The organism is Belliella calami (assembly GCF_022549695.1).
GTDB classification, from domain to species: domain Bacteria; phylum Bacteroidota; class Bacteroidia; order Cytophagales; family Cyclobacteriaceae; genus Belliella; species Belliella calami.
The window spans coordinates 14,970-27,109 of the sequence record NZ_JAKZGS010000004.1 but is presented as its reverse complement, the minus strand read 5'-3'; the positions used below and the strand labels follow the sequence as shown (position 1 = coordinate 27,109).

Sequence of the window (12,140 nt, the reverse complement as noted above, 5' to 3'; positions counted from 1 at the left end):
TCAAAACCCAATCAACAGTTTCAGAAGAAATTACCCAATACATAAGAGTAACTATATATTTATAATTTCAGAAAAATTTGTTTAACTACAGAGATATGAAATTCATTTTGTTTATTGTTTCCCGCTCTTAAGTATAAATTGTTAACAGATTGCATTGGAAAACAATTTACTTGATAACTTTGGCGTATATAAAAAGAGATAAGCACATTTTTGTATTTGAAGAAGCATGGAAAATAACAGATTGAGGCTGTTCAGAGGTTTACTAATTACTTGTATCGTAACTTTGCTTTACGTTTCATGTAATGACAACAATAATCTACCTCCACAAAATGAGCAATTGATTCTTGGAACAATGGAAGAGCTTCAGAATTTTTCACTTTTTGTAGAAGCGGTCAATCTCGCCGGCCTTCAGGACTCGCTAGCCCAGCAAGGACCATATACTGTATTTGCACCAAATGATGAGGCTTTTAGAGAAACTTTGCAAAGTTTAGGGGTCAGTTCAATTGAAAATATCCCACCAAATGAACTTGGAGCACTTTTGGCTTACCATATCATACCAGGAAGAATCCTTTATAATCAAATCCCAACTGGTGAAGTTCAAACTTTCTTGGAAAGCATAAACATTACTTTTAGCAAAAACGGTAGCAATGTGATACTGAATGATTCCGTTCAAGTGCTTACAAGAAATATTGAGGCAAGAAACGGAATGATCCATGAAATCGACAAGGTATTGTTCCCGCCAGCAAATTCGATTCTGAATGTGGTGGAGAACAATGGGTTTTCAACGTTTCTAGCAGCAGTTGAAGCGGCTGAAATTGAAGGTTTATTGACAAATGAAGGGCCATTCACACTGTTTGTACCTACAAATGCGGCCTTCACTCGATACTTGACTGAAAATGAAATAGACCAAGAAACACTTTTGGCTTCTCCAGAATTGGAAAACATCATTTCTTATCACTTGATTAGGGGTATTCTTCCTGCTGCATCGATAGAAGCGGGAAGGATTCCATCACTTACAGAAGAACCAATATTCCTCAGTGTCGCTCCTAATGGTGCTTTTTGGTTAAATGGTAAGGCAAGAATAACAGCTTCCAATATTGCCGCAGACAATGGTTTGGTTCACGTGATAGACCAAGTTATCGAATCACCGAAGCAGTCTATTTCAGAAAAAATGACTACTTTGAATACAGCTGAAAATCCACAGTTTATCATTTTGGTAGAAGCATTGGAGAAAACTGGCCAAATTACTGATTTGGATAGAGATTTTGAAGACAATATTTCACTTTTTGCTCCTACAGATGCTGCATTTGAAGAGTTGTTCGCAGACTTGGGAGTGGCAGGTATCGATGCCATTGAAGTAGAGACTTTAAGAAGAATTCTTCAATATCATTTGGTTCCCAATAGGTTGTTTTCCCAAGATCTGAGGGAAGGAGCCACGCTTCCAACGTTGATCAGTGGACAAACACTAAGTGTCAACCTCGCCCAACTCCAAATCAATGAATCTGGTTTGATTTCAAACCTACTAAATATACATGGACAAAATGGGGTTGTTCATGGAATTGACAAAGTGCTGATTCCAGAGGATTAGTTATTGTTTTGAGAAATTCCGGTAAAAGCCATCCTTTGCATTTACCCTTCAATCATCTCTGACATAATCTTTGCCGACAATAGGCAAAGTGGGATGCCTCCACCTGGATGGACGCTACCTCCGCAGAAATAGAGGTTTTTGATCTCAGAGGAGTAGTTTGCATGTCGTAAAAAAGCCGCATATCTATTGTTTGAGCTATTTCCATACAATGCCCCATTGGCACTGGAAGTTTTGGACTCTATTGTTCTTGGCTCGAGGATTTCTTCCACTTCTATCAGCGGTTCAATATCCGTATTGAGGACTCTGTTGATTTTAGCAATAATGCTTGACCTGGCTTCTTCGATCAGTTTGTCCCAGTTCTGGCCTTGGTTGTTTGAGACATTGATCATTGTGAACCAATTCATACAGCCATTTGGCGCATCATCTTCCTTGCAAACTGAAGTTATATTGACATAGACTGTAGGATCATGGTAAATGCTTCCCTTATTGAAAATATGGTCAAATTCAGTCTTGTAATCTTCACTAAATAGAATGTTATGCAAGCCAAGTTCTGGGAAAAATCTTTTGATCCCCCAATATAAAATCAGGGCAGAGCTTGATTTTGGTTGATCAAGAAGTTTTGTTGGCTGTTTTTGATTTTTGAGAATACTTTTATAAGCATTGACCATGTCCATATTGTTGATGATAAGGTCAGCGTGGATTTTGGTATTGTTTACAAGTACTCCTTTAGCAATGTTTTTTTCGACTAGAATTTCTTCAACCTTTGAATTGAAATGAAAAACAACACCTAGATCCACTGCGAGCTTGTACAAACTTTGGGTGATATCGTGCATTCCTTTTTTAGGAAAAAATGCACCAATATTGAATTCCAAATGGGGGATGATATTCAGTGTTGCAGGAGTTTGGTAAGGGTTAGAGCCATTGTAGGTTGCGTATCGATTGAAAAGCTGTACCATTTTGGGTTGATTGAATAGCCTTTCATTTGCATCATTCATTGTGGTAAAGATTCCAAGTTTTCCCATTTTGAGATAGGATTTTAGCGCTGTAGGGTTTATCCAAGTATTCCATTGGTGCAGTGACCGATGCATGAATAGAGGTGCCAAGTGCTCGTAGATATAGGCAGAATTTTTCAATGCTTTCTTTACGTTTTCAGCAGGTTCTCCAAGTTTGGTTTCTACTTCCTCCGCAAACTGATGGAGGTCACCGTAAGCTTTGATCGATTTTCCATCCTCCCAAAAATAATGGCAAGCCACATCGAGTTTGCTGTATTGAAAATGATCAGCAGGCTTCCTTCCAGCCAATAGAAACAACTCCTCAACTTGCTCCGGCAATGTGAAAAGAGATGGTCCTGCGTCAAATCGATAGCCTCCGATTTGCATCTCAGAGAGCTTCCCTCCAGGATATGAATTTGATTCGAATACTTGGACTTTATAGCCTTTGACGGAAAGCCTGATGGCAGCTGCCAATCCTGCTATTCCGGAGCCAATGATGATTGCTTTTTGATTCATGGATATTTACTCGTGGACGAATTGGGTTCAGTCTTCAAACTTAACAGATTTTAATCGCTTCAGGTTTTCAGCTTTCATTGATTCTCTGCTTTGGATGCAAAAATCCGTATGGAAATGGTGGTTTTCCAAAAATGCAATCTTCATTTTATGCCATTCTTTTATGTTAAGGTTTGGGGAAAAATGTTTCAACTCATCGAAAAGCAGACGGCTTCCTTTTTCATATAAGTCTGTCCCAATATATTCGAGATCAGCATCTGCGATTATTTTTTCAAGATGGTTTGTAGGGTTTTGCGGAATTCTCGTGGCCATTATCATTCCACAGATTTTGGTGATTTGTTCTCCATCAAAGCCGTAGCTGGGAAGTTGCTTTCTAGCTTCTTGGCAACTCAGCTCTTCATGCTCGAACCTGTTTTGCAAATATCCTATATCATGAAATAAGCTCGCTACCCGCAAAAGATCCAAATCTGAGTTACTTACATTTTCAGCAGCAGCAATAATCTCTGCACTACGAATCACCTGTCTCGTATGTTCCGCATTGTGATATTTTAAATACGATGGTGTTTCACTTTCAAGGCGATCTAAGGTAAATTGAAAAAGTTTTTCTAGGTGTATCATTGAGTTAAAATATCTTGGTGAATCTACTCCAATACTTGATAGGTCATGAATGGTTCTTTTTTGTTTTTGAGATTGAGGTTTCCTACGACTTCACAACGGAATGACTCTTTGACCAGTTCAAAGCTTTTTGCTGAAATCAAGATCTGATTTTGTACAGCCGCAGCTTGTAATCTTGCCGCTACATTCACGGTGTCCCCAATCACTGTAAAATCAAACCGCTTCAATGTTGAAGAACCTATATTTCCAGAAACCATTTCTCCTGAATTCAATCCAATCGAAACTTTGGGTTTGAAATTGGTCGTACCAATATTTTCTTCCTGTTGGTCTATGATTTTTCTGATGGAAAGACATGCATCCAAAGCCCTGTCAATGTGAAACTCTCCAGTGAATACAGCCATTATCGCATCGCCAATGAATTTATCTACCACACCTTTTTCCTTGATAATCTCCTGCACCATGATATCAAAATAGCGGTTGAGCAATTCCACTACCTTATCTGCACTTTCATTTTCGCTGATGGAAGTAAAGCTACAGATATCGATAAAGACAACTGTTCCTTCCACGATTTCATTGAGAAACATGGCCTGCTCGATTTCTTTTCCTCCCATAAAATTCAGAACTGTTTCATCCACGTACATTTTGAGGATGTTATTCTCTTTTACGGCTTTCAGCGTATCGCGAAGCATCAGCACGTGCTTCAAAGTCCTATCGATGGTAATTTCAAGATCTTTAAAATTGATGGGTTTGGTCACAAAATCAAAAGCGCCACGATTCATCGCAACCCGGATATTGTCCATATCGCCATAAGCTGATACTATGACAGATTTCAGTATTGCATTTTGTTCACCAAGTTTGGAAAGCAAAGTGAGGCCATCCATTTCTGGCATGTTGATATCACTCAGGACAATATCGATATCTTTGTGAACTTGCAACTGCTCCAAAGCATGTCTGCCGTTGACTGCAAAAACAAACTCATATTCATTTAGTCGGATTTTTTGTCTGAACTTTTGCTTGATCAAAATCTCTAAATCCGCTTCATCATCGACTACTAAGATTTTTGCCATTGTTTGTAGCACTTTATTGTGAGTTTATAAAATTTCTGATTTCGGATTTTATTTCTTCGAAATCTATCGGCTTGGTAAAAAATTCCTTTGCACCTGATTTGATTGCCTTGTCATAGTTTTCGGTGTCGCCATAGGCTGAGATCATGCTGACATTGATGTCAGGAAATTTGGACTTTACATTTTCCAACAATTCCAAACCTGTCATGCCAGGCATATTAATGTCCGAAAAAACATATACTACTTTCGGTGGGTTGTCACTCTCAAGGGCCATTAGCGCCTCATCTCCCGAAAAAGCAAATACGAGTTCAATTTCTCCAGCCCTTACTTCTTTTCTGAATTTTTGTCGAAAAAGAAGTTCAACATCTTTTTCGTCATCGACAATCAGTATTTTTATCATTTTCTGTCAAGTGGTAATGTAATTATAAACTCAGTGCCTTTTCCTTCTTCCGAAATCAAATCGATTTTTCCTCCGTGGGCTTTGATGATGTCATAGCTCAGACTCAATCCCAAACCTGTGCCCATACCTGTTGGCTTGGTCGTAAAAAACGGTTGGAAAATTTTTTCCCTGATATTCTCTGGGATTCCAGGCCCGTTGTCACTAATGCTGATCACTCCAGTACCTGAAATGTTTCTAGTCGTCACTTTCACACAAGGAATATAGTTTTTCAAAGACTCATCTTCCAAATTTACTTGGTTTTTGAGTTTTTTCGAATAATCTGCACAGGCGTAGAAAGCATTGTTGACAATATTTAAGAACACCCTGCCCACGTCCTGCGAAGCAATCGTAACAAGTGGAAGGCTAGGATCAAAGTCCGTTTTGAAGTCAGCGTTGAAGGTTTTGTCCTTAGCTCGGATTCCATGGAAAGAAAGGCGCAAATATTCATCAGCAAGTGCATTGAGGTCGGATGGGGTTCTCTCACCCGAATTGCTTCTGCTGTGCCCAAGCATTCCTTTGACGATAGAATCAGCCCTTTTTCCGTGATGGGTGATTTTCTCAAGGTTGGTTTTGATGTCAGCCAAGATCTCTTCTTCCAATTCATCCTCCTCGGTTTTGTTGGCATTTTCCAATCTTTTGTTTCGTGCTTCCTGGATTTCGTCGATCAATTCATGGCTTACTTCTGAGAAGTTGTTCACAAAATTCAATGGATTTTGGATTTCGTGGGCAATCCCTGCAGTCAATTCTCCCAATGAAGCCATTTTTTCCGCATGGATCAATTGTGCTTGAGCTGATTTGAGCTCTTGAAGTGTCTTCTCCAATTCCTCTTTTTGCCTGATCAATTCATTTGTCCTATCAGCAACTTCTATTTCCAAAGAAGCTTTTACTTTCTCAATGATTTCCAGTTCTCTTTCTCGTTCAATAGCCTTTAGCCGTTCTATTTCAAGGTTTTTCCTTTGTTTCCGCGTGACAAAGTACATGAAAATTGCCCAAAGAAAAGCGAATGCTAAGGCCGTTTCGAATACTGCTTCCCAACTATTGTAAAATTTTGGCGCAAGCAATTCAACAAAATGCTCAATGATTCCCAGTATTATGAATGGTGCAATTGCATTGAAAAGTGTTTTGGTCCTTTCAAATTCTGGAACAGTATATACAAGATATGCCAAGCCACTTATTAGGGCAATTGTCAAAATTTTGAATAGTATCTGTGCAAAAATTACATCTGAATATTCTAAAGTACCACCAGAAATCCAAATTGCCGTACCAGCCAAAAATCCCCAATTGATCCATTTTTTCAGGGGTGAAGTTGGATTAAATTTCTTGATGTTGGAACTAAGGTAGTAAAGAATCAAAAGGGAAAAGAAGTTGATGAAATACATAGTAACTATTTAAAACTGGGATCACCGTATGGTAAGGCAATATATTAAAACTGTTTTAAATTTTTATTATTATCCGTAATGATACCTGAAGTTGAATAAAATATCATTTGTAAAAAATCTCATCTTATATAAAGATAGAGACCTTCGAGCATGCCGTGGCGCACTCAAAGGTCTGCTCCAACTTTCCAACTTTGTAACTAATCCGCAATATCTGTTCAAAAGTTTAGAAAAAGTATACAATCCCCCAATCTTCTAATTTTTCCATCTTCTAATCTTCAATCCCTAATCTTGTAGTCCTAAAAGTCATAAGTAACACCTACCCGAAAATTTCTGCTTTTTATTCCAGAATCAGCTGGGAAGTCGTAAACATCGGTGACTGCTTCTCTCCATTCGGCAAGTAATGATATTTTATTTACTTGAAAGCCAAATTGCAAACTTACACCCAATTCATTTGGGGCAAAATCAATTGGTGCCAAAACTGCCCTGGCATCTTCTCCCATTCGCTGCTTCAAGTGATGTCTGTAGTATGGACCTACTCCGGTAAAAAATCGGAACGCCCCATCATCATCGATGGCAAGATTATATCGAACCAAGGCAGGAATAGTCAATGAGTGTCTTCTCAACTTTCCGTCTTCGACCATACTTCCGTGTATATCATAAAGAGTGGAGACGGCCAACTCAAACTTCCTACTAAGACGAATCTTTCCATAAAAGCCTGCCTCAATACTAAAAAGTCCAAATGCCCTATAGAAATCTTTTTCGTGTCTGTGGTGCGAACTTCCCATCCCGAAATGTGCTCCGAATTTTACGGCTTCTCCATAGAGTACCTTTTTGGAATCAAATTTTGATATAGGAGCGAGAACTTCAGCATTGCCCATTTCCATAAGCAAACCCGATAGGAAAAGGCTAATCTGAGCCATTCCATCATAGTCCAGAAGTTCTGCATTATCTTCAGGCTTGTGATATGGAGACTTGAGACCTGTATGTACGTGAATGGCAGGAATCCCCAATTTACCAAAAGGCCAAGTGTCTGTTCTGCGTTCTATATTAGGGGAGGTATTTTTGACAGAAAGATTGTTTCTAATCTGAGCAGCTACAAGGTATGTTTGGGATCCAGCTAATGTTTCGAAACCTTTCAAATCCAAATGTTTGACAGTGCTCAGCATTCCTATCATGTCTAGGCTAAACATGGCTTTGATCGCATTATTATCAAAAGGTTTGTCTAAATCTAAAAATTTACTTGAGCCGATCAGCCCACTTTCCTCTGCATCAAAAGCCACAAAGATCAATGAACGTTTTGGCTTTTCTTCACCACTCAAAATTTCCTTGGCTAATTCTAAGATTCCAGCCACACCTGAAGCATTATCATCTGCACCACTAAAGACGATTTTGTTACCATCACCATCCACAGTATAACCAAGATGGTCATAATGTGCACCGACTACTATATATTCATTCTTTAATACAGGATCTATTCCCGGTATCATTCCTACAATATTCTTTCCGTCTACATTGATCAACCCAGATCTATAGAGAAACTCCTGAATAAAATCATCTCCAAAAACAGGCTTGAGTCCTATTTGGCGCATTTCATTTTCGATATATCTGATCGCTTTCAGCCTACCCTCAGTTCCCAATCCTCTACCTTCCAAAGAATCCGCAGACAAGACATAAACATGCTGCTGAAGTCTTTGGGTGGGAGTTTGTTGGGCGGAGGATAAAAAAGCCACGCATGACATCAATGCTGATATAAGAACTACTGTCTTGGTCATAAATTGGGAAGTTTTAGGAATATAATTTGGGACAAAGCTAAGGAATTTGTTTCTTGGTAAGAAAAAGAATTGATTTTCAAGAAGATGTTAAGGTTAATTAGATCATATTTTTATACGGATATACGGAACTTTGCCACTAACTAAAAAAAAGCCTGATTTAGCTTAGATCCAATATTAATTGATATTAGATACTCATAGATATTGAACATAAGCAAGCAATCGGCCATGGAATTAAAGCTACTGGCAAAGTAGCGTATAATCATATATTTTTATATGTGAATCCGCTTGATTGTTTGTAGCCAATCAATAGAATGTTTGATAAATGATTTGAGGTTCTGTTGACAGTTGTCCGGTGACGAGAATCCGCAACACATAATACCTCTTCTGAGCAAACGTGCAACATTGCGGATACTCATATATTTTTCATAGAATCTTAAATGGAGGCAAAAAAATTAAAAATTTTTGGAAACAAGCAGGGCAGAAATGAAATTCCTATAATTTAGATGGGCACCTGAATGAATAATCATTCAGATTATTATATTTGCAAAGATGAGCTAAATTTAAAATCTGAAAAATTATGATACTTAAAATCCTCAATTCTATTCTAATCCTCGTTGCAGTTTTTATGGGACTGAAACAAGGGTATGCAATGTTCTCGGCAAAGCCAGAAATGCTTGAAATGTTCGGAAAATGGAATTTTTCCAAAACAGGCCTTATGATCAACGGAGCCATTACCATGATTGCAGCCCTTTTGATTATATTTCCAAAAACCTTTCTTTGGGGTAATTTCATCATGGCAGCAGGTATATTGATGATAATCTGTTTCCATTTATTAGACAAAGACCTGAAAGGTGTGGCGATTGAAATCCCATTTCTTATGATCAATCTAATCATCATTTATCTTCAACATCCGTTGAAGAGTTGAAATTATTTTTATGGCGGGTCTAATTTCCCAAATAAACATATAGTTACAGCAATGGAAAACCTTGCAAGTCTCAAACGACCGACATTGATTGTTAATTTTTGAATAAATGTTTATGGTTATCCGCAATGAATGCAGAAAGTGAATTTTCGCATGGAATCATACGGATAAATCGTCGACGGATGATTGTCGACAGCAGCAGAATTCAAGGTATTTACTTATTTTAAATTTGGATACTGTTGTGAAGGCGGATATAAATAATAAATCTCAATATGAAATTACGACTACAAGTATTTTTAATGGCTAGTTTCTCATTTTTGGCCTGTATGCAACCAAGCATTCAAAAACAAAATGAAAATAAAGTATCAAAATCAAACCAAATAACTATGCAAGATGAAAACTTAGTAAAACCTGTAAAAAAGTTAATTGAAGCGATGGAAGCGGAAGATGCCAAGCTCATTCGAGCTCAGTTTGCAACTACAGCTACACAAGCCTATGGAGCTGATGGAAAGATGAAAACAGCCGAAGAAACGGCAAAGTGGTTAGAAAGTGACATCATAAGTCGTCAAGGTAAAGTCAAAAGCCCTGAATATACTATTCAGGATGGAAATCAAGTTGTGGTGAAAGGACAATATTCCAGTCGTGGCTATACCAACAAAGCTGATTTTTTATTTACTGTCGAAAACGGACTAATAACCAGCTGGAGGATGCGTTATTAATCCATTTCAAAGAAAATTAAGCAAAGTTTCCTTAAGTAGCTTTTTCGAAAAAAAGAACTTTATGATGTATGCTTGAAGCCGCATGCCATGCTGCTGAAAGACCAATTTAGAATTATCAAATTATTTAAAATAAATTAAGAAAACATGGACTTATCAAAAATCACAAACGAAACAGTAAAAAGTGCCATTGAAGCATTGCAGGCTAATGACATCAAAGCTTGGTATTCTCATTTTACAAGTGATGCAAAATTTTCCGATGACGGTAGAGCATTGAGTTTGAAATCATTTTTTGACAATGCATTCAGCCACAAAGAGAAATTCTTGACATTGGACAAAATAGAAAATGGAGGAAAAGACCTCTTGGGAGATTTCTATGCTGGTCAATGGGGTACTTTCAAGGTGTTCTTTAGATTTACCCTCAACGAGGAAGGAAAAATCACAAAGTTGGAAATAGGGCAAAACTGATCCATTATAGATAGTTGGCAATGAACAATTGTCAACTATCCTTTATCAAATCAAAACATGGTACACGAATATTTACTATTGATCGTAGGACTTTTGCTAGCAGTACTGCTGCTGGTGATGTTGGGACAAAAACTAAAAATCAGCTACCCAATATTCTTGGTGATAGCAGGTTTGTTGCTGAGCTTTGTTCCGGGCATGCCACATATAAGGATAGATCCAGAGTTGGTTTTTCTGATTTTCTTGCCTCCAATTCTTTACGAAGCAGCCTGGTACACTTCATGGCATGACTTCTGGAAATGGAAACGACCGATCAGTCTTTTGGCTTTTGGATTGGTGTTTTTCACTTCTTTGGTTGTTGCCTATTTTTCAGTGGCCTTGATCCCGGGATTTACGCTTGCCTTAGGATTTCTTTTGGGAGGAATCATCTCTCCCCCAGATGCAGTAGCTGCTACCTCGGTATTGAAAAGTATCAAAATTCCTAAGCGCTTATTGACCATTCTTGAAGGAGAAAGTTTGGTAAATGACGCATCCAGTTTGATTGTGGTGAAATTTGCTTTGGCAGCGATTCTTACGGGACATTTTTCACTACAGGAAGCTGTTGGAGATTTTTTCCTATTGGCAGGAATGGGTATAGTTGTAGGCTTGGTAATAGCATTTGTTGTCTATGCCATTCACAAATACTTGCCAACTACCCCAAGTATTGACACCGCTTTGACCTTGCTTACTCCCTATCTGATGTATGTTGGAGCCGAACATTTCCACTTCTCGGGGGTGATGGCTGTAGTGAGTGGAGGACTGTATTTGTCTTACCAATCGCATAAAGCACTTTCTTTCCAGTCAAGAATGCAAGCTACAGCTGTATGGCATACGCTCATCTTTCTGATCAATGGCACAGTATTTATTTTGATAGGTTTGGAATTGCCAGTCATTGTCGAAGACTTGGGAAATACTCCAAAGATCCAAGTAATTTATTATGGTATAGCGATTTCATTGCTGATTATAGCCATCCGCTTTGTATGGACATATGTGAGTGCCCATCTACCACGACTCCTTTTCAAATCCATTCGGGAGAACGAAAAGAGTCCAGGCTGGAAAGGACCATTCATCATCAGTTTTGCTGCAATGCGTGGAGTTGTGTCGCTGGCAGCTGTGTTTTCCATACCACTTTTACTTACATCTGGTGAAGAGTTTCCTCAGAGAAGCATTTTGTTGCTGATTACATTTGTGGTTATTTTGATTACTTTGGTTGGTCAAGGACTCCTTTTGCCTTTTGTAGTCAAATGGCTAAATATGGAGGAGATTGACGATATTGCATCTGAAGAAGAGCAGCTGGTTGGAATCCAATTGCAACTGAATAAAACCACGCTGAACTACCTATCTGATAAGGATCTTGTAGATTTGATTGAAAAAAACATGCTCTTGGCTAATTATAAAGCTAGTCTTGAAAATGAAATTCCCATTCTTGAAGAAAAAATCGCATCCCTAGATTGTGATGAAAGTGAGAAAAATGACGTCCATCTTTTTCGTCAAGAACTTCATAAGATTTATAGGATGCAGCGAAATGAATTGGCAAGGTTAAGAAATGAAAAGTTATTTTCAGATGAAATCCTTCGAAAACAAGGAGAAATGATAGATCTTCATGAAGCACAAATTTCAAATAGCCATTAATAGA

General features: G+C 38.2%; 11 protein-coding genes. 5 read left to right on the top strand and 6 right to left on the bottom strand.

Going from position 1 to position 12,140, the window contains the following annotated elements:
* Positions 1–226 precede the first annotated feature (226 nt).
* The gene (locus MM236_RS06755; protein ID WP_241274194.1) at positions 227–1,588 is read left to right on the top strand and encodes a fasciclin domain-containing protein; all 1,362 of its coding nucleotides are present in this window, start codon (positions 227–229) and stop codon (positions 1,586–1,588) included.
* Positions 1,589–1,629: 41 nt separating this feature from the next.
* On the opposite strand, the gene crtD is transcribed toward MM236_RS06755, so the two are convergent.
* The 6 genes from crtD to MM236_RS06725 all read right to left on the bottom strand — a co-directional run bounded on the left by crtD (position 1,630) and on the right by MM236_RS06725 (position 8,362).
* Positions 1,630–3,096 (bottom strand): 1-hydroxycarotenoid 3,4-desaturase CrtD, encoded by a 1,467-nt coding sequence (crtD, locus tag MM236_RS06750; RefSeq protein WP_241274193.1) that lies wholly within the window; start codon positions 3,094–3,096, stop codon positions 1,630–1,632.
* A 27-nt stretch (positions 3,097–3,123) separates the two neighbouring features.
* On the bottom strand, positions 3,124–3,711 hold the full coding sequence (locus MM236_RS06745; RefSeq protein ID WP_241274192.1) for an HD domain-containing protein: 588 nt from the start codon (positions 3,709–3,711) through the stop codon (positions 3,124–3,126).
* Positions 3,712–3,734: 23 nt separating this feature from the next.
* Positions 3,735–4,775 (bottom strand): adenylate/guanylate cyclase domain-containing protein, encoded by a 1,041-nt coding sequence (locus MM236_RS06740; RefSeq protein WP_241274191.1) that lies wholly within the window; start codon positions 4,773–4,775, stop codon positions 3,735–3,737.
* A 13-nt stretch (positions 4,776–4,788) separates the two neighbouring features.
* Positions 4,789–5,169 carry a response regulator gene (locus MM236_RS06735; RefSeq protein WP_241274514.1) on the bottom strand — a complete coding sequence of 127 codons (381 nt, stop codon included), beginning with the start codon at positions 5,167–5,169 and terminating at the stop codon, positions 4,789–4,791.
* A complete protein-coding gene (locus MM236_RS06730) occupies positions 5,169–6,590 on the bottom strand; it encodes a sensor histidine kinase (RefSeq protein ID WP_241274190.1) in 1,422 nt (473 codons plus the stop codon). Before MM236_RS06730 ends, MM236_RS06735 begins: the two co-directional genes overlap by 1 nt.
* A gap of 296 nt (positions 6,591–6,886) precedes the next feature.
* Entirely contained in the window at positions 6,887–8,362 is a 1,476-nt protein-coding gene (locus MM236_RS06725; protein WP_241274189.1) for a M20/M25/M40 family metallo-hydrolase, read from the bottom strand.
* 577 nt (positions 8,363–8,939) lie between these two features.
* Between MM236_RS06725 and MM236_RS06720 the strand changes: the two genes are divergently transcribed.
* From MM236_RS06720 to MM236_RS06705, 4 genes are all read left to right on the top strand, one after another.
* Complete coding sequence (locus tag MM236_RS06720; RefSeq protein WP_241274188.1) at positions 8,940–9,287, top strand: DoxX family protein; 348 nt, start codon at positions 8,940–8,942, stop codon at positions 9,285–9,287.
* A gap of 269 nt (positions 9,288–9,556) precedes the next feature.
* Positions 9,557–10,003: a nuclear transport factor 2-like protein gene (locus tag MM236_RS06715; protein ID WP_241274187.1), complete on the top strand. Its 447-nt coding sequence runs from the start codon at positions 9,557–9,559 to the stop codon at positions 10,001–10,003.
* A gap of 144 nt (positions 10,004–10,147) precedes the next feature.
* The gene (locus MM236_RS06710) at positions 10,148–10,468 is read left to right on the top strand and encodes a hypothetical protein (protein WP_241274186.1); all 321 of its coding nucleotides are present in this window, start codon (positions 10,148–10,150) and stop codon (positions 10,466–10,468) included.
* Between the two features lie 57 nt (positions 10,469–10,525).
* Complete coding sequence (locus MM236_RS06705) at positions 10,526–12,136, top strand: Na+/H+ antiporter (RefSeq protein WP_241274185.1); 1,611 nt, start codon at positions 10,526–10,528, stop codon at positions 12,134–12,136.
* Positions 12,137–12,140 lie beyond the last annotated feature (4 nt).